This is a genomic window from Bacillus halotolerans, assembly GCF_004006435.1.
Lineage (GTDB): Bacteria > Bacillota > Bacilli > Bacillales > Bacillaceae > Bacillus > Bacillus halotolerans.
The window spans coordinates 2499715-2521467 of record NZ_CP029364.1; the positions used below are offsets into that span (position 1 = coordinate 2499715).

Consider the following 21753-nt stretch of genomic DNA (forward strand, 5'->3'; position numbering starts at 1 on the left):
ACGTGTCACCTCAGCAAATGTAAAATAAGAGAGGGGGATTTCCACTCTCTTTTATATCTTCTGCTTAAACGCCTCGATCAGCTTCGCTCCTGTATAGCCCTCTTTTACAAGAGATTCCAGAATGGTTTCAGTGCCTTGCTGTTTTCTTGTCACCATTTGTCCGTAAATTAAAACCGAGATGCTTTCTTCCAGTTCAGCAATATTCTTCACAGCTGCAGTCAGCTGGGCGGGGCGGTTGCTTTTTTTCGTAATCGTCACAAACACTTTGACTTCAGCTTGTTTTTTTTGAAGCTGGTCAAAAAAAGACAAGTGCTCCTTCGGAACAAGCGCTTCAATCAGCCAGTGATTTTCACCGTCTTCTTTATTGATAATCAGTCCGTCAATAAGGGGAAACTGTTCAATTGACTTTTCTTCCTTGTCCACTCGTTCCACGTTCAGATCAACCAGTTTAAAGGTTTTCATTTTTATCTCACCCCATTTACTTACAAAGAATTCTTAAAATGAATTATAACACATATTCATTTTTCCGTGAAAACGCTGTAATGCCGGGAACAATATATTTTGTCCTGGTACAACATTTAATAATTTCTATTTTTTCATTATACTGTAACTGACTATGGATTACGGAGAGGTGTGTATGAATCGATTTCATTTAAAGGAAATTTATATTGACGGCACTCCGGCGGATCAGCGTTTGATTCAAACGAACGAAGCTTATATGTTAAGCCGTAAAGATATTTTTGAGGTTCATCTATATAGGAAAGAGAGGATGATTTTTTTATACGAAACTTATGATGGGATGGAACAGTACAAAATCCAGCTGTCGCTCCCGGAAAAGAAGCTCAGCTTTCAGTGGTTTGCATGGGACGGCTCTTCTTATGTCTGTATGAATACGCAGCATTGGCTGACATCTAAATTGTTTTTCCGGTTTTTAAAAAATACATATTTCTTTAGAGGGAAAAAACAAAAGCTGTTTTTAGCTGAGGGAAAAATGAAAACGAAAGATAAAAACAGAGGCTGAAATGAGATTTTGAGCGTTTTTCTTTTCTCGTTGCATCGTCTACAATACGTGTAACCGCAAGGAGAGGAGGAATCGCAATGTTCAATCAGGTCATGCTTGTCGGACGTTTAACAAAAGACCCTGAGCTTCGGTACACTTCTGCAGGCGCGGCAGTCACACACATTACGATTGCAGTTAACCGCAGCTTCAAAAATGCTTCAGGAGAAATTGAAGCGGATTACGTCAATTGCACGCTTTGGAGAAAAACGGCCGAAAACACGGCGTTATATTGCAAAAAAGGCTCTCTCGTCGGCCTAAGCGGACGGATTCAGACAAGGAGCTATGAAAATGCGGAAGGTGTCAAAGTGTACGTAACTGAAGTGATGGCTGATACTGTTCGTTTTATGGACCCTAAACCTCGGGAAAAAGCTGCCGATTGACATCCACCTGCTCCTCCCGCTTTAAATCCCATTCACGATTACTTTTCTTCGCATCATCCCCTCTGTATTGACCAGTCGACCAGACTGGTTTTTTCTTTCTGTTTGAGATAGGAAAAATTGGTTCTTGTGATGCATTTTTACTTAATTTCACTTAATAATATTGATTGTTAATATATAAAAACTTATAATTACTTAAAGATAACGTCATATGAAAAGGAATGAGGGCGTGTACCAAGAAGAAAGATTAGTAGTGATTGTGGATTATCTAAAGGAGCATAACCGCATTACAACCGAGCAGATCTGTACGCTCCTTCAGGTGTCCAGAGATACAGCACGGCGGGATCTTGTGAAGCTGGAGGAACAGAATGCCATTATTCGCACAAGAGGCGGCGCCATTCTGCCGTCTGTGCACCAGAAAATCCAAGGGTATTCCGGCCGGCTGAAAACAGTGTCCGAGGAAAAAAACAAGATTGGCAAACTCGCCGCATCACTGATCCAAAATGGCGACCGGGTTATTTTAGATGCGTCTACAACCGTTCAGGCGTGCGCCAAGCACTTAAATGCAGACGACTGTACGGTTATCACCAACTCCATTAATCTCGCGGAAGTGCTCTCAGACAAAGATGGTATTGAGATCTATCTTCTCGGAGGCAAGCTTGAAAAGGAGCATCGTTTCTTGTACGGCGCCTCTGTGATTGAAAAGCTTTCAAGCTATCACGTCGATAAAGCGCTGATCGGTGTTGTCGGCATTTCTGAACACGGCATTACGATCGCGCATGAAGAAGATGGGCTGGTGAAGCGAAAAATGATTCAGCAGGCGAAGCAGGTGATCGCCCTTGCGGATTATTCGAAGCTGGGAAGCACCGGTTTTTATCAGTACGCTGAGCTGAGTGAAATTGATCTCTTGATCACAGACCGGCTGCCGGATCAGGCGTTTTGCGACTTGCTTGACCTTAATGGCGTCGAACTTCTCGTGACAGAGCAGGATGAAAGAAAGGGCTGATAAACGTGAAATTGATTGCGACCGATTTAGACGGAACCTTGCTGAACAGCAAGCATCAAGTAAGCTCAGAAAATGAAAATGCTCTGCGGCAGGCGCAGCGGGACGGGATTGAGGTTGTTGTATCAACGGGACGCGCTTATTTTGATGTCGTGTCCATTTTTGAACCGCTCGGGATCAAAACGTGGGTCATCAGTGCGAACGGCGCTGTCATTCACGACCCTGACGGCAGGCTTTATCATTCGGAAACAATCGATAAAAAACGGGCGTATGACATTCTCTCGTGGCTTGAGTCAGAAAACTATTATTATGAGGTTTTTACAGACTCAGCTATTTATACGCCGCAAAACGGCAGGCAGCTCCTTGATGTTGAGCTTGACCGGGTCAAAAGTGCGAATCCAAAGGCTGACCTTTCTGTTCTGATGCAGGCAGCCGAGGTGCAATACAGTCAATCGGGCTTCGCTTATATCGACACGTTTCAAGAGCTTTTTGAGGAGGATAAGCAGATTGATTTTTACAACATTCTTGGCTTTTCTTTCTTCAAAGAAAAGCTGGAGGCCGGCTGGCAGAGATACCAGGAGGATAAAGATCTGACACTTGTCAGCTCTGCTGATCATAACTTTGAGCTTTCCTCCAAAAAGGCATCCAAGGGGCAGGCGCTGGAAAGGCTGGCAAAGCGGCTTAACATCCCAATGAAGGAAACAGCAGCCGTGGGCGACAGCTTAAATGACAGGTCTATGCTGGAGGCTGCCGGAAAAGGCGTAGCGATGGGCAATGCGCGGGAGGACATCAAAGCGATAGCCGACGCTGTAACCCTGACCAATGATGAACATGGCGTTGCCCATATGATTCGGCACTTGCTGTAAGGTTTATCTTTTGAGAAAAAGTGCATCCTGTACATAACCGGCGTAACGGATTCTGTGAAATTCGGCGTGACGGCGATGAACGGAAAAAAGCTGGCTCTTTTAAAGAGCCAGCTTTTTTTGTGGTTATTGTGCCTGAGCTGAGGCGCTTAATGTAAATAATTCTTCGAGCTCATCTGTGGACAGCTCGGTAATCCAGTTTTCGCTTTGGATAATTTGGTCGTTCAGCGTTTGCTTCGTTTCAAGCATCATATCAATTTTTTCTTCAATTGTTCCCGTTGTAATCATTTTATGGACGTGGACAAACCGCTCCTGCCCGATGCGGTATGCCCGGTCAGTGGCTTGGTTTTCAACAGCCGGATTCCACCATCTGTCATAATGAATGACGTGATTGGCGGCTGTCAGATTGAGTCCGGTTCCGCCCGCTTTCAGCGATAGAATCAGTGTCGGGTATTCTTTCTTTTGAAATTTCTCAACGAGTGTATCGCGCTCTTGCTTAGAAAGACTCCCGTTCAAAAACTGCACAGGTTCGCCGAAGGTTTTTTCAAGCAATCGCTTCATCATGTTCCCCATTTGAATATATTGCGTAAAAATGAGACAGCTTTCGTTTTGGGCGCGGATCGCTGTCATCAGCTCAAGCAATTTTTCAAGCTTGACCGAACGTCCGGCCAGCAGCTCGGTTTGGTCTTCCTTCAAATAAAGCGCGGGATGATCGCATATTTGTTTAAGCCGTCCGAGCATGCTGAGGATCAGTGCTTTTCGCTGCATGCCTGTCAGTGACGTCATATGTTCAAAAGTGTCTTTCACCAGCTGCTCATAGAGAGACGCCTGTTCGGCTGACAGCGGAATAAACTCTTTTTGCTCCAGCTTGTCGGGAAGGTTTAATGCGACGTCCTCATCCCGTTTTGTCCGCCGCAGCAAAAACGGCCGGATTAATTGCTGAAGCTGTCCGATTCTTTTTTCGTCCCGGTCCTTTTCGATCGGCAATACATAGCGTTTATGGAAACCAGTCAGACTGCCGAGATAGCCTTTATTCATGAAGTCGAAAATCGACCATAGCTCAGTCAAACGGTTTTCCATCGGAGTTCCGCTCAGCGCGATATGGTGAATGCCCTTCAGCTTTCTGATTGCACGTGATTGCTTCGTGTGCGCGTTTTTAATATTTTGTGCTTCGTCAAGACAAATTGTGTTCCATGTCACCGAAGAAAGCTCTTCAGAATCGGCATGCGACAGCCCGTAGGAGGTTAAGACAACATCCGCGTTATCATAATAGCCGGTGAAGTCTTCTCCTTTCGGACGGCGCGGGCCGTAATGGAGAGCGACCGACAGATTGGGCGCAAAGGTTTGAAGCTCCCGCTGCCAGTTGCCGAGGACGGATGTCGGCGCGATGATCAGATTGGGCGTGTTTTGCCGTCCGCTTTCCTTCACATGAAGAAAATATGCGATCATCTGAATGGTTTTTCCAAGCCCCATGTCATCAGCCAGACAGGCGCCAAAACCGCTTTGCCGCAGAAACAGCAGCCAGTTCATGCCGTATTTCTGATACGGGCGGAGCGTGCCTTGAAAGGAGGGGCTGACCTCATGCTCCGGCAGATTTTCCGCTGTTGTCAGCTTTCGAATCAGTGATCTGAGCTGTTTTGACAAGTCGAATTGAATACCGGCAAAAGCGGATGTATCCATGATGTCTGAGTCCTCAAGCCCGCCTTCCTGCTGATCCATCAGCTCACGTGCCAGAATATCAGACATATGGAGCCCTTCTGATTCCGCTTTCTCCATCAGCCGTTTCATCTGTTTGATAAACTGCGGATCTATTTTCACCCATTGCCCGCGAATATTGACGAGGCGCCTGTTGCTCGCGACAAGCTCGTTAAATTCATCCTCTGTCAGCTCAATGCCGTTTGTCGCAAACCGCCAGTTAAAATCAAGCAGCGCATTCATGCCGACAAATGACTCGCCGCGCGGGGCGGAAGACACCTTTGCTTTAAGCATCATGCTGCTGTCTCTGACAATCTGCCACCAGGATGGCAGGAGGATTTCAACGCCCATATCGACAAGCGTCTCACTTGCCTCTGACAGGAAAATCCAGGCTTCTTCCTCTGAAATCAGCGTGGTGCCGGAATCAAATGACAGCCACGGAACCGTTCGATGAAAGCGGTCCTGCTCGCGTGCGATTTTATCGCTGTAGGCCTGCCACGATTTTTTGAGGCTCTTCAGCCCGTCAAAAAATACAACCGCACCGCTCTTTTTATCGCGTAAAAACATTTCGATTTTCCAGTCATCGCCGTCAAAGTCTGGTTCATTCAAGCGGAGGCCGACCGTAAACGGGGTTTGATCGTCAACCCAGCCGATGCCTTCGAGAAAATCCTCTTCATCCAGAAAATGTCCGCGAAATGTTGTGACCGCAGGTGATTTTTCTTTGATATTTTCCCATTTTTCACGCAGTTCGTCGTCATATTGAATATAATCCTGCACCGCGGCTGAAAACCATTCCGCAGTAAAGCCATCCAGTATGCTGTCCCGATCCTTCCAGCGGAAAACACCGTTTGTCCATGCTTGGTAGTCAGGCAGGAAATCGCCGTCCGCGATAAATTCGTAAATGGTGGACGCTGCCTCAATCAGCGGTTCCGTTTCTTCTGTGAGCTGCACGGAGCTGAATGAGTTGAACGAGTTTTTGCCGAGAAGCTCTACAGTCATCCATGGAGAAAGCAAAACCGCGGTTGTCCCGATGAAGCTGACATCCTCAAGGAAGGTTCCGTAAAATGAGGATTCGTGCCATTGAAACAAATGCTTTTTCATGTGGCTGTAGGGAAGGGGCTGCTCATTCTCATCAAAGGCTGAGAGCGTGAATGACCCATCTTCCATTTGTTCGACGTGAATAAGTATTTCTTTAAGACTCGCCATCAATCAACTTTCCTTTCTGCAGTTCTTCTTGAAGGGCGCGCAGGCGCTTGTAATGTGAGCTCAGCTGCTGAATATAGCGTTCCCATACCTTCAGTTTTTTCGCTTTTTTGTAGAGCGTCCGCAGTTTTTTCAAATACCGGGCTGCTTCCTTGTAAGAGCTGCGGTTTTTCTGGTCGATAAAAAAGGCCACTTCTCTGTGGTATGCGGGTATAAGGGCTTCGGGATCGCTCGCCGCGATTTCTTTGAGCATCGTTTTATCCATTTCATAAATTGAAAAGCCAACAAGGCTGTGGATTTCGATCCACTCGGCGTAACGCTTTTTCTCATACAAATGATGGCTGTATTCTGTGAAAGTATACGGCAGACAGCCTGCCGCATAGCGTTCAAACAGCGCCTGGTCATTGGTTTGCTTCACATACGCGTTCAGCAGAAGAAACAGCTCGCCAATTACGTCGCGAATTTCTTTAAACGGTTTATCCAGCTTTGTATAACCAATCGCAATCGATTCAATCCGGAGGTACCATGCTTTGAGTCGTTTCCAATCCTTTTTTGCGGTGATTTCACTCAGCCATTGGAACGTATACGGCAGCGCTTCCGGCGGAAATTGGTCGGTTTCCGCAAAAATCGCGTCATCATGTTTCTGCAAAAATTCTAAATGCAGACGCCCGAATTGCAATTCAGGAGAAAATCGCCGCCCGGCTTCTTTTTGCAGGATCTCTTGCTCACGCGCCACCCATTTCGGCCGCGGCAGCAGCGCACTCCAAATTTCACCGAAAATGCGGAGGCGTTCATATTGAAAAATATCTTCCTTCAATAAGAGATCCCGAATGACATCCGGCGTTTTCTCCAGAAAAGGATCGAGTGCAAAAGACAGTGCGTACGTCTTTAATTTATCAATTGAGCTGTAGATCGTATCCATCAGCTGTTCAACATAAGGATTGAGGGAATAAAAATCGCGCTCGGGGTCCAGTTTTCCTTCTTCAATCAATGTAAACATGCGAAGCCACACCGCGATCGCTGAATGAATCTGATACAGGCTTTTCAGCTCCGGTTTGTTCGGGGCATGCTTTTTCAAAGCGGACAGATAGCCGTAATAGAGGCCCTGCATGTTTTGGCTGCCTTCAGGCGTGCGTGCCTGCCAAAGAGAAAACTCTGAATCGAAAAAAGCAAGCCAGCTTGAAAGCGACTCTTCATTAGGCAGCACCTTCTCCTGGAATTGACGCCGGACGAGCTCTTTGCTTTCTTCAAGCTTTTCCCTCTCCAGCCAGTGCTCTGTAAAAGTTCCCACTCGTTCAAACATTGCATATACATATAAAAAAACAGCCAGCTTATGGCGGCAGATTCTCCCAGACGGACATGAACAGCCGCTTTTGGCTATGACAAATAAGTTCAATGTGACCCGCACAGGCACAACATCCTGCACGTAAGCCGTAACTTCCGTCGGACTCACTGCTTGTAAACGATAGACTGAATCCTGCCGATATAAAATAAGGGCTTTTTTGATCAGCTGAACATTTTCCTCGCTGTAAGGAAGAAGCTCTTTTAATTGTTCAGCCGATGCCAGCACATCGTCTTTAGAAATCATATTCTGAAGCATGATTATCGCTCCTAACCGAGTCACGTAATAAAAAGATCCAATTTCTCTATTATATCGCAACACAGCGGCATGAAAAAGTTTTTCCTAAAATAGGACATAAAAAATGGGATGTGTCGAATGATGTATTAGAGATTGCAAAACGAGAGCCGGCATCATATAATAATCGTGTTTTCAACTTAATGGAAGCTGAAAGGAATAAAATGATGAGTGAAAAGAAATTGAATCAAGAAGAATTTCTGAAAATTTTGATGCATGCACATGATATTGGTGAGCAGTCATCTGAGATGACCACAAAGGAAATGCTTGAAAATTTGATTTCTCATATTAAAAATGGATACGCAACATAAAAATCCCGCAGGTTTTTAGCGGGATTTTTTTCTGAATAATGACCGGAAGTAGAAAAAGATTCAGCTCTGGCAAGACAATAAATAGAGCGCTTACAAGATGGAAGGTGAAAAACTGTTATTGTAAATTTTTGTCGAATATTGTCATGTGAAAAGATGGAGAAATGCTGTTTTAACGTTGTATAATCGTATGGAAAAGGATGTTATAAGCTGATTTGGAGGTATCATGGGAGAATCTACTAGTTTAAAAGACATACTATCAACGTTAAGAAAACGCATACTTTTGATTATGATTGTAACCGCAGCTGCGACTGCTGCCGGCGGATTCATCAGTTTCTTCGCACTTACACCCATCTATGAAAATTCAACTCAGATCTTGGTCAATCAATCGAAAAACGACCAAAAAGAAGTCCAATTTAACGATGTCCAAACCAATCTTCAATTAATCAATACGTACAATGTCATCATTAAGAGCCCTGCTATCTTAGACGAAGTGATTAAAGAGATGGGCTTGTCGATGACATCCCAAGAGCTGAATGAAAAAATTACTGTTTCCAGCGAGCAGGATTCCCAAGTGGTCAATATTTCTGTCAGAGACGGGAGCGCGGAAACAGCGGCTCACATTGCCAACACTGTCGCATCTGTCTTTAAAGACAAAATCACTTCGATTATGAATGTTGATAACGTAAGCATTCTGTCAAAAGCTGAGGTTTCTGGACATCCGTCGCCTGTATCGCCAAAACCGCTGCTGAACATCGCCATCGCGTTTGCGGCAGGATTGGCAGGAAGCATCGGACTGGCCTTCCTGCTTGAGCATTTGGATAATACGATCAAATCGGAAGAGCAGCTCGAAACGCTGCTGGACATACCGGTATTAGGGACGGTTTCCACCATTGCGAATGAACAGAAAACAGCGAAGAGCTTAAAAGGCATTCAATCTGATAAAGCGGGGAGTGGACATTTTGGCGCTTAGAAAAAGCAAGGGCTCATGGAGTCGCAAAAATGTCATTGCGCTGACAGAGCCGAAATCCTTGAATTCAGAACAATATCGAACGATTCGAACAAATATAGAATTTTCTTCAGTGGACCGCCAAATGAAATCTGTGATGATTACTTCTGCGTGCCCTGGAGAAGGGAAGTCTACCACAGCTGCTAACCTTGCTGTCGTATTTGCACAGCAGGGAAAAAAGGTTTTGCTCATCGATGCAGATTTGCGAAAACCTACAGTACATACCACTTTTCAACTAGAAAATATGACAGGCTTAACATCCGTTTTACTGAAAAAATCCTCACTGAAACAGGCCGTGCAAATGTCTCAGGAACAAAACCTTGATGTGCTGACGAGCGGCCCGATCCCGCCGAATCCGGCCGAGCTGCTTTCCTCCAAGTGGATGGAGGAGCTTGCGGATGAAGCGTGTGCGGCCTATGACATGGTGATTTTCGATACGCCGCCTATTCTCCCTGTAGCAGACGCGCAAATTTTAGGGAACGTCGCAGACGGTTCCGTTTTGGTTATTTCAAGCGGAAAGACGGAAAAAGAAAAAGCCGCAAAAGCAAAAGAGGCGCTCGATTCGTGCAACAGCAAGCTCCTCGGAGCCATTATGAACGGCAAGAAACGCTCGAAGCACTCTGACTACGGATACTACGGACATGAAGACAATTTCATACAAAAATAAATAACGTGCATACTGCCCGTTATTTATTTTTGTGAAAAAAGGAGGCTTAGAAATGATTGATATTCACTGCCACATCCTCCCGTCAATGGATGATGGGGCAAGTAACCTGGACGACAGCATCGAAATGGCCAGGGCGGCTGTTCGTGAGGGAATCAGAACCATCATTGCAACCCCGCATCATAAGAATGGTTCATATGAAAACGAGCAAATCGCTGTCAGAGAAGCGGCAGACCTGTTAAACAAACGTTTAATGAAAGAGGAAATCCCGCTCACCGTACTGCCGGGACAGGAAATCAGAATCTACGGGGACTTGAAACGGGATTTGGCTGAAGGGCGGCTGCTGTCACTGAATGACACGAAATATATCCTGATTGAGTTTCCGTTTGATCATGTTCCGCGATATGCCGAGCAGCTTTTTTATGATTTGCAGCTGAAAGGATACATTCCGGTTATCGCGCATCCTGAACGCAATAGCGAAATTCGCGAAAATCCGTCCTTGCTGTATCATCTTATAGAAAAAGGAGCGGCATCTCAGTTGACAACCGGAAGTCTCGCAGGAGTTTTCGGGAAACAGATGAAAGCATTTTCGCTGCGGCTGGCTGAAGCCAATCTGATACACTTCTTAGCCTCAGATGCTCATAATCTGAAAACAAGAGACTTTCGCTATCAGGAGGCTCTCCGTGTTCTTGAGAAAGAATTCGGTACGGAATATTCTTATATGCTGACGGAAAATGCTGAGCTTCTTCTGCAAAATCATGCGATTTACAGGCAGGCACCGAAGCCGGTCAAAAGAAGAAAACGATTCGGGCTCTTTTGATCTGCAATTCTCATTTCCCCACTTTCTTTGTGAGAACGATATAATAGTATATTGTATGATTGAATCATATTTCAGAAATCTGTACAGGTTGTTTCCGGGAGATCATCCGCATTCATGTCAGGATATTCTCATACGATAATACGGAAGCTGTAAAGCAGCAATTTAACTGTTGGAGGGAAACAATGAATATAACAGTCATTGGAACAGGCTATGTCGGTCTTGTGACAGGTGTTTCTCTTTCTGAGATTGGCCATCATGTAACTTGCATTGATATTAACGCTCACAAGATTGAAGAAATGAGAAAAGGGATTTCCCCTATATTTGAACCGGGTCTTGAAGACCTGATGAGAAAAAATATAGCTGATGGGCGGCTGAGCTTTGAAACGAGCTACGAGAAAGGCTTAGACCAGGCAGAGATTATTTTTATAGCGGTCGGCACACCGCAAAAAAACGACGGACATGCGAATCTGGAGCATATTACTGATGTGGCCAAGCGTATTGCCCGGCACGTGACGCGAGATGCGATCGTCGTAACGAAAAGCACAGTGCCTGTCGGAACAAATGATTGGATTTACGAGCTGATTACCAAACATCTTGCGGAGCCTGTCAGCATATCGATCGCATCCAACCCGGAATTTTTACGTGAAGGGTCAGCCATCCATGACACGTTTCATGGAGACAGGATTGTGATCGGAACAGCCGATCAGGACACCGCCAGAAAACTGGAAGAGCTCTTTCTTCCGCTCGATATCCCGGTTTACCAAACGGATATCAGAAGCGCCGAGATGATCAAATATGCCTCAAATGCCTTTCTGGCCACTAAGATCAGTTTTATAAATGAAATTTCAAATATATGTGAAAAGGTCGGCGCTGATATTGAATCTGTCGCATACGGCATGGGACAGGATAAGCGGATCGGGAGCCAGTTTTTAAAAGCGGGCATTGGCTACGGCGGTTCTTGTTTCCCAAAGGATACGAACGCCCTAGTGCAAATTGCGGGCAATGTCGAGCATGATTTTGAGCTGCTGAAATCGGTCATCAGGGTCAACAACAATCAGCAGGCGATGCTGGTTGATAAAGCGCTGAACAGGCTTGGCGGAGTGACGGGAAAAACGATCACCCTTTTGGGGCTGTCATTTAAACCGAACACGGACGATATGAGAGACGCGCCGTCGATTGTCATCGCTAACCGCCTCGCCGCACTAGACGCCCATATCAAAGCCTTCGATCCCATTGCCGTCAGCCACGCGAAGCATATTTTGCCGCAGGCTGTTGAATACAAAAAAACGATTGCGGAAGCCGTTAAGGGGGCAGACGCCGTCATGATTTTAACGGACTGGGATGAGATTAAACAATTTTCATTAGCAGATTATCAAGATTTGATGGAGCAGCCGCTGATTTTTGACGGCCGAAATTGCTATTCATTAGAAGAGGCTGCCGCCGCCGGAGTGGAATACTACTCTGTAGGCCGGAAAGCGGTTGTTCCGGCAGGGGCAATGTCATAGATGTAAAGGAAAGACTGGCGGGATGCCGGTCTTTTTTTTGTATCCATCTTTTATTGTATACGATGGATATATTCGCTAAGGTTTACCTATTGTTTGAAACTAGAGGGTGCTGCCTACAGATTTTCAGTTTGAGCAATACGCGGGCATAGGGACAGTTGAATTCTTTGATTAATTCGGTTGGAATACGCGTATAAAGAACATCCCATCATGCTTTTACAAATTGATTCAGACGATGATATTGATTTGTTGTAGGGAGACGTCGGCATCGCAAATTTTTTCAGCACACCTGATGATTTAAAGGGAAAAGACTTTTCAAACGTTCTGTACAATTGGGACTGCAGCTAATACAAGCTTTTGATCCAAAGGGTCACTCCTGATGCCAATAGGGTCAGAAGCGGAAATGAAATAAGCCAAACAATAAAATTAGGCGCGGCTGAGTCAATACAGAACATAAATATGACCAATAAGCAGAGCACTGTAAGAGGCATTGACCAAAGGCCGTGTTTTCTAAACAATAAAGTGCCTGCCATTCCAAATACAAAGAAGGACAGAAAAGGAAAAACCACGAAAAATAACATCATCGGACTGAAAAAACTCATTGTCATCCCTCCGTTTCACCTCTTAATCTTTACGAGATTTTACCACATAAGAAAATGAGCAGATCATCAAATCTGCCTCTTTCAAGTGTCTTTCTATCTACGACTTTAGAATTTCTCAACATAAAAAACGCTCGCATTGATCTGATAACGAACAAAAAAGAGACTTTAGACCTCTGTATTCAGAGCGTTACAAGCTTAAATTAAGCATTTTACCCTATTTAAGCCGCCTTCCGGCTATCTTAAAATATAATATATGGAAATAAAGTATGGAAAAGTCTCTCTTCATCAGCCCCTCCATACGACTTTTTGAGTATTAAGAGGTGATACAGATGGGTTATGAAAGTGTATTAGCAAATATCAAAAGTTCACTTAACGGAAAAATTTCAGACGTTGAAGACAAGATTGAAAAGCTGAAAAAAGCAAAAAAGGATATAGACACACTGCAAGAAGAGGCAATCACTGAAATCAAAGAAATTGTGAAACCGGAATTAGGCAAGCATTGGACGGGAACAAAAGCTGATGATTTCGACAAGGGAAGAGAAGAGGCGAAATCGGAAGCATCCAAGATTGTGAATGATAAATATAACCATTATATGTCTTTAATTCAGATGGAGATTATTCAGTTGGAATCTATGAAATTTCTCTATGACAAAGAATTAAAGCTAGCGAATTTTGCTGGCGATACTCTTGCTAAGGGTGAAGAATTCTTGGAGGATGCTGTTAATCAAATTAAATCTATTAAATTGTGGTGATCTTTTTTATGTCAGAAATTAAATTGAAATACGATACCGTAATCAAAACATTAGAGTCTGTCAAAGATGCGCTTGCTGACGTATCAATCGGCGCCGCAGGATCCAACGGAAAAAACAGCCTCGATTACACGAAAAAATATCATGAGCGTGAGGAGAACATCAAAACCATGCTCGGAGATTACAAAAAAGCGGTACAGAAAAATATCGAGGATACGAAGGATAATGTTGATTCACTGAAAGAGCAGGATGAGGCGATCGCAGTAAAATAGAAGAGAAAGGGCAGTGCGATGAGTAAAGTATTTGAATCACAATCTTTAATCGATGAAGCGAAAAATAGAAAAAAGCAATATGAGACGCTGGAAGAGCAGCTGAACACGCTAAAAAAGGCGTTTCAGGAAGTTGCTGATTTAGGTGACGATTTTAAAGGAAAAGGCGCGGACAATATTAAGGACTTCTTTCAGGGACAGGCGGAAATCGCCGACAGCTGGCTGACGCTTGTTTCTGCTCAAATTGCGTTTTTAAACGGCATTTCCGGTGATATTAAAGATCAAGAACTCAGTGATTCATATGTGGAGACGTCATTTTTAGAACATGAGCTCCCCAATGGAGACTTAAAAGCCTCAGAAATTGTCTCCGCTCATAAAGCAGAAATCGATTCTATTTTGTCAGGCATCAGCGATATTATTGATCTCGACATGTACACGCTTGACGACTATGCAGATAAGATGGGCGATGCCCAGAAAATCAGGCGTGACACGATCACGGCAGTCGATAAGCTTGATGAATCCCTGACCACTGAATATCAAAATTTAGAATCTCTGGACAACGCAGTGCTCAGCAAATATTCTGTTCTTATGCAGGCCACCAGCAATGGGAAAAGCGCATCCCCTATGTACTATGACAAAAAAGCCTTCCACAGCAATGAAGTCTACAAAAGCGTGATTGATGTTGAAAAACAGGGAACAACCTATATTGACGCAAAAGCCCAGCAAGCCGAAGCAAGACGGCTTCAGGAAAAAGCGGAGGAAGAAGCGAACAAACCGTGGTACGAAAAAACATGGGACGGGATTTGCACCTTTACCGGTGAAGTCTCCGGCTATTATGATTATAAAAGAGCAACGGAAGGCGTTGACCCGGTTACCGGAGAAAAACTCTCCGCCGCAGAACGTGTGACAGCAGGAGCAATGGCCGCAGCCGGATTCATCCCAGTCGTTGGCTGGGCAGGCCGCGCCTTCAAAGGCGGAAAAGCGATCTACAAAACCGGAAAAGCAGCTATCGCGGCGGAACACGCTTTAGATGCCTACAAAACAGGCAAGTCTTTAGACATTCTAAAAATGTCAGAAATGGGCGCATACGGCCTTGTTGCGTCAAACGGATTCTCTGAAGCTGTCACAGGAAGAGATATGTTTGGTAACGAAGTGTCTGAGGAGAAGCGGAAGCAAGGGGCGCTGGAAGCTGCACTAAGCTTAGTTGGAGCAGGCGCATTGGCGAAAAATATTGATAAAGGCATCCCGCTTGCAACCCATTCAAAAGTCCAAAAAGCAAACAAGACACTCGAAAAAGTAAAACAATTCAAAGTCCCGACAAATGTCCGCGTGTACGCAGAACGCCCAGTAACTCCGGATGGCTTCACGTTCGGAATCCCGACAGTCCGTGTCGATGTGGAAACGAAATCTGTTAAAGATCTTGGGATTGTGAAGATGGCGAGTAGTGGTGGCGGGAATAGTAAGAAACTTTTCGGTCAAAATGGAACTCAGATTGCAAGTAAGACAACATGGCAAAATGGGAAGACAGAAAGAATAGACATTGAAAACCCAAATCCAGGGCAAAGAGAAGGTCAAATTCACTATCATGAGCCAAATAATAAAAAATGGTACTTTGATGTTGAAACAAGAAAGTTTTATGACCAAAAAACAGGCGAAGATGCACCTAGCAAAATTCAAAAAGTACTTAAAGACAAAAGCGTTCAGAAAGCTATAAATAAGGGATTGAAATTTTTAGGTGAGGATCCTGTATTTTAGTATAGGAGTGTAGATTATAATGGAATATACAAATAAAAATATGAAAAGACTAAAAGAACGACTTGAAGATTTGAGCAATACAAATAAAGTTGACCTATCTAATTTAAAGGATATTATTTCACCTAATATAGTTAAAGTAGACGATTGCTTTATTCTAGATCTAGAGGATGAGTTAACTGATAATCCAACTATAAATTGGAATAGAATTTTAAAAATGTATGGGGATAAAACGGGGTATGAAGCATCGTGTAATGAACTTCGCATAAACGATTATTTAGACTACAGTGATTTGTCCGGTGAAGAGATTTTACTTTATGCGCTTCAGATAGTGGATGGTTGGGAACACCATTTAAAAGAAAAATTCCCTGAACATAAATTTGTTGTGATTCTAAGTATTGATGAAAGTTTTGCGACACTTAGATTTTATAAATATAGAGAAGAGGAAAGCAGTTGGCTAAAGGCCGACATTGAAGAGTACGGTAACGAAGCTATCCTTGTAAAAGAAATTAACTCTGGTAATTAAATTTAACTAAAAAGCAGGTAGTTATACTGTACCTGCTTTTTAGTTTTTACTTTGTGAAAGCAAGAAACATTACAAATGATCAAGCTTTTACAGGATTAATGGTAAAACTAATTCAAAACTGTTGATTTATAGAGAAAAAAATTAAAGTTTAAGTTTTGTCAATAGTAAAATAAAATGATTCGAAAATGTAAAGGAGAGAATGTAATGTCGCAAGAACAGAAGTTAATTATATTAAATGAAATGTTTAAAAAAGAAGGCGGTGAAGAAGACGTTGAAGGGTTAACAATAATGATCGATGGGGTTATCAAGCAAGTTTTTAATAAAATAAAAAATGAAAGAAATTATAAAAGTAATAATGAAGTTATGAGAGATATTATTTTTGAAGGAATTAATAGTATAGTTAAAAAATCTTGAGGGTTTTAATGCAAAATAGAAACGCCTTCAGATCTCTTTTATACTTCACTTGGATAGCTACGGAAACGCTGGTTAACCGATGAGAAAAAAAGCTGCTGTCCACTCTACAAAATTCCCAAATGAGCATCAAGCTGGTATTCATGGAATAGGTTCAACAATAAACACCCAATTTAAAGGGAGAAAAAATAAATAGGCTAGAATTTACTAAGGTAAACCATGAAAATAGTTTATATCAAGTGACTGAAAACAAAACTAAAGAGGTTTTGTTAATGAGAAAACATATTAAATTAGATGTTCCAAAAGCTAATATACATCCCCTAAGAATAACACAAGGTTGGAAAGTGAATTATAATCATTTTGTTGAAATAGATCCAAGAACTTTAGAACCGGATGATGATTCCTGGTTTTTGTTCACAGACAGTTTGTTGCAGCTTTATCATGAACAATCCTCAATAACGCTTGATTTAGGCTGGGTTCCTGACATTTCTCCTGAAGGTAACTATCTGGTTTTAATAGTCAAAAATAATGATTGGGAGGAGCCTATTAAAGAATTTTCATCAGACGACTATAAAAAAGTGATTTTATATATTGAATATCATTTAAAACAAGTAACAACTACTTGGTGGAAGTAGTTAAATAACAAATGGATTAATGGATGGAATGGTTACTATTATGGAACATGGAATCAGATTTATTAATGAATATCCTGAAATTGGTGAGTTGCTTCAACGTCTATTTATGAATAGGGAATTAGACGAATGGTATAAGAACAAATGTGCAGAGAAAATAAAAGCGCCTGATGAATTTAGTCAAATAAAAGGTTTGAAAAAAATTGAAGTTAGAGATGTATACAATCCTTCTGGAGAAATCAATATCCACATGCAAGACCTTTCTGGGGAAAATGGATTTCATCTAGAACAGCAAATCAATATGAAAGTATCTAAATTGGTTCCTGTTTATGTACTAGATTATAGTTATTCCCTAAGACACGATTTAATTGATGGCGCTTATGATATTGTAGGGACCGCTGAATCTTTAGAATTCATTCAGGGAACGAACTATATCAATAAAATAATGCAAAAGAAAGGGTTTATCGAACTCAGTTATTTGTATGATTACTACGATACTGTGTATGAGTGGAGTGAATTGCCACATATACAGCCTTTCAACAGGAGATTAACATTAGGAGATGCCTTGTTTACTGATGTATTAGAATTGCTATAGTCATAAACTTGCCGTGTTGTCATCGGCAAGTTTTTTTACAATAATGAAGCTTTTTAAAGATAGGCCAACGAAGTACAAGGAGAAGCGGGATGGACAGAGATCATATTTCTCAATTACAGCCATTAAAAATCTGTGATGGCTGGTCTGTAGTACTGAACAATTTAAATTCAGAAAAAATAATGGAAGAAAAATGTGAATTACTAATACTGCAAAATGAAAAACGTAACGCCATTATTAAGGTAATATATCAAGATGATCAATACCATATCAAAGTGGTTGGCTTAAAAATAGATAAGATTTATGACGTAGAATCTTTTGATAAAATAGAACATGTATTAGAAGAGTTAGAATATCAAATCTGGAGTGTGGGAAGCGGGGTTTTAGAAGATTTGCAGCCGCTAACTCAACAGGTTCCCGATTTCTTAAGGCTAAAGATACCGGCTGGTTGGACTGTCGATTATATTACATTAAAAGATACTGACCCTAAAACATTAGAGGCAAGTGATGATGCTTGGTTATTTGACTTTAATCAGGATCTCCTGCAAATTTCTCATAAGACTAAAAACTTGTTGCTTGATGTAGGGTGGTACCCAGAAGGGGATCCAACCGGTAATTATGGCATTGAACTTATAAAAAACGAAGATTGGGAAAATCCATTAGAAGATATTATGTGTACGGAGCTTAAAGAATTAATTGCACAATTGGATCATATTTTTTTATGAGAGAAATGAAAAATGAATACCAATCTGCAGGTAGTAATACTTGCCTTTCAACAGAAGATAACATGAGGAGATGCCTTGTTTACTGAAGTATTAGAATTGCTATAGTTTAACCTTACCTTGTTGTCATAGATAGGTTTTTTAGAATGATGAAAGCACATTTAACAAGTGAAGTACAGTAGAAATAGGAAGTATGAGTTACAGTTGATCTTTCATGGAAGGTCGTATAATAAGTAATGAAACTTCGGAATTATCATTTAGTAGAAGGAGTTATTGATTTTTCAAAAATGTTTAAACCTAGAACATCAAATGATATCTGTGATTTCACTAAAATAATTAATGACAAAGAAAAAGCTAAATACCATGCATATGAAGAAGTATTTGGTGAAGATGAATATACGTGGAAAGATATAAAAGAAAATGAAATGAGTGAAGTATGGGGCGAAATTTACGAATTAAACGATGATCAAAAACCACAAGACTTAGACGTATTACTAGAAGTTTTTTCTGTAAATGTCAGAAGGGTTTCGGCTGAATTTAATATTTTTTTTGGAGATGTTGTAGCAGACCTGAATAATTGTGCAATCAATAAAGCGGTAAATGGGAACACACACAATTTTTTTGAAAAGCTTTTTGAAATTTATAAAGCGGGCTATTTTCCATGGATGGTATGGAGATTATCCTAATGGAAGTTATATCGCCTTGAAAATAGATTCAAAGTCATAAGAAACATTTTAGAAAGTAAAGAGAGGAAAGCTAGTGAAATGAAAGTACATCAAATTCACGATTTTCATCTAAAAGATGAATCGGATTTTGTTCAAACACAACAATCCCTTATACATAAAATCAACCTATCACCCTCCATCACCCCAGACTCCATCAAAACCTGCGCAGGCGTCGACCTTGCCTATTGGGAACAGGACGGAGAACCATACGGAGTGTGCAGTATCATCGTCATTGACGCTGATACAAAAGAAGTCATTGAAAAAGTGCACAGCATGGGGAAAATCAGCGTGCCGTATGTGTCTGGTTTTCTTGCTTTTCGTGAGCTGCCGCTGATCATCGAGGCGGCCAAAAAGCTGGAGACGGAACCGGATGTGTTTTTGTTTGATGGCAACGGGTATCTGCATTACAACCATATGGGCGTTGCCACCCATGCGGCTTTTTTTCTCAATAAACCGACAATTGGGATTGCGAAAACCTATCTCAAAATCAAAGGCTGTGATTTCGTAATGCCTGAAAATAAAGTCGGTTCATACACAGATATTATCATTGACGGCGAGGTATATGGCCGGGCGCTGCGGACGCGGCGGGACGTGAAGCCTATTTTCTTGTCTTGCGGAAATAACATTGATTTAGAAAGCAGCTATCAAATTACGATGAGCATGATCAGTCATGAAAGCAGACTGCCGATCCCTGTCCGCCTGGCTGACCTTGAAACACATGTCTTACGAACGATTTATCAGAAAAATCACAGGTAACACTTGGGGCTCTAAGCCATCAAGTGTTTTTTGTATGCTGTGTGCTTTCCTGCTTTATCAAAAACCTTGTAGTCCTTGCAGAGAGGTTTATTTGAATGTATTCCGCGTCAAATCAATAAAAGCCTTTAATGGTGCAGACATCCACTTGTCCTTATGCCATGCTAGTTGAGTAAATACGGGACAGTCGTTTTGCCAGTTGAGTTCTTTCAACCGACCTTCAGCAATATCGTCTTTTACTGTCATTTCAGGCAATAGTCCAATTCCAAGTCCGGCCATCACGCATTGTTTGATGGCTTCTATGCTGACGAATTCTAATTTGTTAGGGTAGACACCGGCGTCATGTAAAGCGTCCTCAAAGAGCGTGCGGTATGAGCAGCCGTCCTCTGTCAGAAGAAGGGTTTCGTTTTGAAGATCCTTCAATGTCACTGGTGAGTCTGCTGGAAAAGGATGGTCATTGGCAGCCACCATTTTGATCTCATCCTGAATCAGAGATTCAACGTGCAGTGCGTCTTCCGTCCGGTTCACATCCAAAATGAAGGTAATATCAAGCTGGCCCTGTAAGAGCTGTTCTTTCGCTTGTTCGTTGGAAATATACGGTCTGAATATGAGCTTTACTTGAGGAAAAGCCTGTTTAAATTCTTTTATGATAGGGGGAAGGCGATATGTGCACTGGCTTTCTGTCGCTCCGATTCTTAAGGTTCCCGTTGTTTCAATCAATTGGTTTGACGCCATTTTCGCTTCCTCAGTTAAGGAGATAATTTTCTCTGCGTAGGACTTAAATGTTTTGCCGGCTTCGGTCAGTACAAGCCGCTTGCCGAGCCGTTCAAATAAGGGGGTTCCGATTTCTTCTTCAAGTGATTTGATTTGAGATGTAACACTTGATTGCGCATAATTGAGCATCTTGGCGGTGAGGGTGAAATTGACGTGTTCTGCCGCCGTGATAAAGGTAATCAGCTGCTTCAGTTCCATCGGCCGTCGTCCTTTCTAAATTGGTTTTATCGATTGATTCAATCAGAATAATCATCTGTATTGATTGATTTGTTCATTATATGATAAAGAAAATCATTCGTAAACAAAAGGAGCCGATGACTGATGAAAATAGCGGTTATTAACGGAGGGACACGGACCGGGGGAAATACAGACATTCTTACGGAGAAAGCTGTTCAAGGATTAGCGGCGGAATCCATTCATTTACGAGAATATCGCATTCAGCCAATAGAGGATTTTCGTCATGATTCAAATGGCTTTCGGCCGGTGATGGATGACTATGATTCTATCGTTGAACGGATTTTGCCTTGTGACATTCTCATTTTTGCCACCCCCATTTATTGGTTCGGCATGTCAGGAACGTTAAAGCTATTCATTGATCGCTGGTCACAGACGATGAGAGATCCACGATTTCCTGATTTTAAAGAGCAAATGTCAGCAAAACAGGCATATGTGATAGCAGACGGAGGAGACAATCCTAAGATAAAGGGGCTGCCGCTGATAGAACAGTTTGGTCACATTTTTGATTTTATGGGAATGTCATTTGAGGGCTATGTGCTGGGAGAGGGCAATCGTCCCGGCGATATTATATTTGATCAGCAGGCAATAGAAGCTGCGGGCAGGCTATTGAAAAGAAGTGATGCCGTGTGAAGCTGCTGTTGTCCGTCATTGTTGGAATGCTTATTCTAGGATTCTTTTTATCTTGGAAAATGCCGGGGTCTGAGGAATGGATACACGTCAAAACAAACTCGCCTCAAGATAAGCAATTTGCCAGAATGTCAGGAAACACGCTGCAAATCAAAAACGTGATCAAAAATGATGCAGGCAAAGAAACAATTTATATGACAAATGGCTTTTCTGGCCCAAAATAAAAAGCACCCTTTGAGGGT

23 protein-coding genes and 3 pseudogenes are annotated in these 21753 nt (G+C 42.3%); 22 read left to right on the forward strand and 4 right to left on the reverse strand.

What is annotated here, in order from left to right; genetic code table 11:
• Positions 1–51: 51 nt before the first annotated feature.
• Positions 52–462 (reverse strand): YwpF-like family protein, encoded by a 411-nt coding sequence (locus DIC78_RS12810; RefSeq protein ID WP_059292379.1) that lies wholly within the window; start codon positions 460–462, stop codon positions 52–54.
• Between the two features lie 175 nt (positions 463–637).
• Here DIC78_RS12810 and DIC78_RS12815 point away from each other — a divergent pair, with 175 nt between their 5' ends.
• The 4 genes from DIC78_RS12815 to DIC78_RS12830 all read left to right on the forward strand — a co-directional run bounded on the left by DIC78_RS12815 (position 638) and on the right by DIC78_RS12830 (position 3306).
• Complete coding sequence (locus DIC78_RS12815) at positions 638–1021, forward strand: hypothetical protein (protein WP_024123112.1); 384 nt, start codon at positions 638–640, stop codon at positions 1019–1021.
• Between the two features lie 77 nt (positions 1022–1098).
• Positions 1099–1440, forward strand: coding sequence for a single-stranded DNA-binding protein SsbB (ssbB, locus tag DIC78_RS12820; protein WP_106019692.1), 342 nt, complete (start codon positions 1099–1101; stop codon positions 1438–1440).
• A 226-nt stretch (positions 1441–1666) separates the two neighbouring features.
• Positions 1667–2443 carry a transcriptional regulator GlcR gene (locus DIC78_RS12825; protein WP_106019942.1) on the forward strand — a complete coding sequence of 259 codons (777 nt, stop codon included), beginning with the start codon at positions 1667–1669 and terminating at the stop codon, positions 2441–2443.
• 5 nt (positions 2444–2448) lie between these two features.
• Positions 2449–3306 carry a Cof-type HAD-IIB family hydrolase gene (locus DIC78_RS12830; protein WP_127696397.1) on the forward strand — a complete coding sequence of 286 codons (858 nt, stop codon included), beginning with the start codon at positions 2449–2451 and terminating at the stop codon, positions 3304–3306.
• A gap of 123 nt (positions 3307–3429) precedes the next feature.
• On the opposite strand, the gene DIC78_RS12835 is transcribed toward DIC78_RS12830, so the two are convergent.
• Positions 3430–6204 (reverse strand): DEAD/DEAH box helicase, encoded by a 2775-nt coding sequence (locus DIC78_RS12835; protein WP_127696398.1) that lies wholly within the window; start codon positions 6202–6204, stop codon positions 3430–3432.
• Entirely contained in the window at positions 6191–7801 is a 1611-nt protein-coding gene (locus DIC78_RS12840) for an SWIM zinc finger family protein (protein WP_127696399.1), read from the reverse strand. Before DIC78_RS12840 ends, DIC78_RS12835 begins: the two co-directional genes overlap by 14 nt.
• Before the next feature lie 203 nt (positions 7802–8004).
• Here DIC78_RS12840 and DIC78_RS12845 point away from each other — a divergent pair, with 203 nt between their 5' ends.
• The 16 genes and pseudogenes from DIC78_RS12845 (at position 8005) to DIC78_RS12925 (ending at position 19876) form a co-directional block, all read left to right on the forward strand.
• Positions 8005–8148 (forward strand): YwzD family small protein, encoded by a 144-nt coding sequence (locus tag DIC78_RS12845; protein WP_010332161.1) that lies wholly within the window; start codon positions 8005–8007, stop codon positions 8146–8148.
• A 223-nt stretch (positions 8149–8371) separates the two neighbouring features.
• On the forward strand, positions 8372–9118 hold the full coding sequence (tkmA, locus tag DIC78_RS12850) for a protein-tyrosine kinase activator TkmA (RefSeq protein ID WP_024123106.1): 747 nt from the start codon (positions 8372–8374) through the stop codon (positions 9116–9118).
• The gene (locus DIC78_RS12855) at positions 9108–9821 is read left to right on the forward strand and encodes a CpsD/CapB family tyrosine-protein kinase (RefSeq protein ID WP_103671894.1); all 714 of its coding nucleotides are present in this window, start codon (positions 9108–9110) and stop codon (positions 9819–9821) included. The genes tkmA and DIC78_RS12855 overlap by 11 nt, the downstream gene beginning before the upstream one ends.
• Positions 9822–9873: 52 nt before the next feature.
• Complete coding sequence (locus DIC78_RS12860; RefSeq protein ID WP_106021927.1) at positions 9874–10638, forward strand: tyrosine-protein phosphatase; 765 nt, start codon at positions 9874–9876, stop codon at positions 10636–10638.
• 182 nt (positions 10639–10820) lie between these two features.
• Positions 10821–12143, forward strand: a complete 1323-nt coding sequence (locus DIC78_RS12865) for a UDP-glucose dehydrogenase family protein (protein WP_127696400.1) — start codon at positions 10821–10823, stop codon at positions 12141–12143.
• Positions 12144–12320: 177 nt separating this feature from the next.
• A pseudogene (locus DIC78_RS12870) lies at positions 12321–12488 on the forward strand (DUF1963 domain-containing protein); the annotation flags it as partial.
• A 583-nt stretch (positions 12489–13071) separates the two neighbouring features.
• A complete protein-coding gene (locus tag DIC78_RS12880; protein WP_024123101.1) occupies positions 13072–13494 on the forward strand; it encodes a YwqH-like family protein in 423 nt (140 codons plus the stop codon).
• Positions 13495–13502: 8 nt separating this feature from the next.
• Positions 13503–13763, forward strand: a complete 261-nt coding sequence (locus DIC78_RS12885) for a YwqI/YxiC family protein (protein WP_010332154.1) — start codon at positions 13503–13505, stop codon at positions 13761–13763.
• An 18-nt stretch (positions 13764–13781) separates the two neighbouring features.
• Positions 13782–15515 (forward strand): ribonuclease YeeF family protein, encoded by a 1734-nt coding sequence (locus DIC78_RS12890; RefSeq protein ID WP_127696401.1) that lies wholly within the window; start codon positions 13782–13784, stop codon positions 15513–15515.
• A 19-nt stretch (positions 15516–15534) separates the two neighbouring features.
• The gene (locus DIC78_RS12895) at positions 15535–16038 is read left to right on the forward strand and encodes a hypothetical protein (protein WP_106021931.1); all 504 of its coding nucleotides are present in this window, start codon (positions 15535–15537) and stop codon (positions 16036–16038) included.
• A gap of 204 nt (positions 16039–16242) precedes the next feature.
• Positions 16243–16452, forward strand: coding sequence for a hypothetical protein (locus DIC78_RS12900; RefSeq protein WP_059335108.1), 210 nt, complete (start codon positions 16243–16245; stop codon positions 16450–16452).
• Between the two features lie 269 nt (positions 16453–16721).
• Complete coding sequence (locus tag DIC78_RS12905; RefSeq protein WP_059335107.1) at positions 16722–17084, forward strand: hypothetical protein; 363 nt, start codon at positions 16722–16724, stop codon at positions 17082–17084.
• A gap of 40 nt (positions 17085–17124) precedes the next feature.
• Positions 17125–17676 carry a hypothetical protein gene (locus DIC78_RS12910; protein ID WP_059335368.1) on the forward strand — a complete coding sequence of 184 codons (552 nt, stop codon included), beginning with the start codon at positions 17125–17127 and terminating at the stop codon, positions 17674–17676.
• Positions 17677–17765: 89 nt separating this feature from the next.
• A pseudogene (locus DIC78_RS12915) lies at positions 17766–18418 on the forward strand (hypothetical protein); the annotation flags it as partial.
• A 213-nt stretch (positions 18419–18631) separates the two neighbouring features.
• Positions 18632–19121: pseudogene (locus tag DIC78_RS12920) on the forward strand (hypothetical protein).
• Between the two features lie 38 nt (positions 19122–19159).
• A complete protein-coding gene (locus DIC78_RS12925) occupies positions 19160–19876 on the forward strand; it encodes an endonuclease V (RefSeq protein WP_127696403.1) in 717 nt (238 codons plus the stop codon).
• A gap of 87 nt (positions 19877–19963) precedes the next feature.
• Here the strand turns inward: DIC78_RS12925 and DIC78_RS12930 are convergent, their stop codons facing one another.
• Positions 19964–20845: a LysR family transcriptional regulator gene (locus DIC78_RS12930; protein ID WP_127696404.1), complete on the reverse strand. Its 882-nt coding sequence runs from the start codon at positions 20843–20845 to the stop codon at positions 19964–19966.
• A gap of 123 nt (positions 20846–20968) precedes the next feature.
• Here DIC78_RS12930 and DIC78_RS12935 point away from each other — a divergent pair, with 123 nt between their 5' ends.
• Together DIC78_RS12935 and DIC78_RS12940 are read left to right on the forward strand one after the other, a co-directional pair.
• Complete coding sequence (locus tag DIC78_RS12935) at positions 20969–21514, forward strand: flavodoxin family protein (protein ID WP_127696405.1); 546 nt, start codon at positions 20969–20971, stop codon at positions 21512–21514.
• A complete protein-coding gene (locus DIC78_RS12940; protein ID WP_127696406.1) occupies positions 21511–21735 on the forward strand; it encodes a hypothetical protein in 225 nt (74 codons plus the stop codon). Before DIC78_RS12935 ends, DIC78_RS12940 begins: the two co-directional genes overlap by 4 nt.
• The last annotated feature ends 18 nt before the right edge of the window (positions 21736–21753 follow it).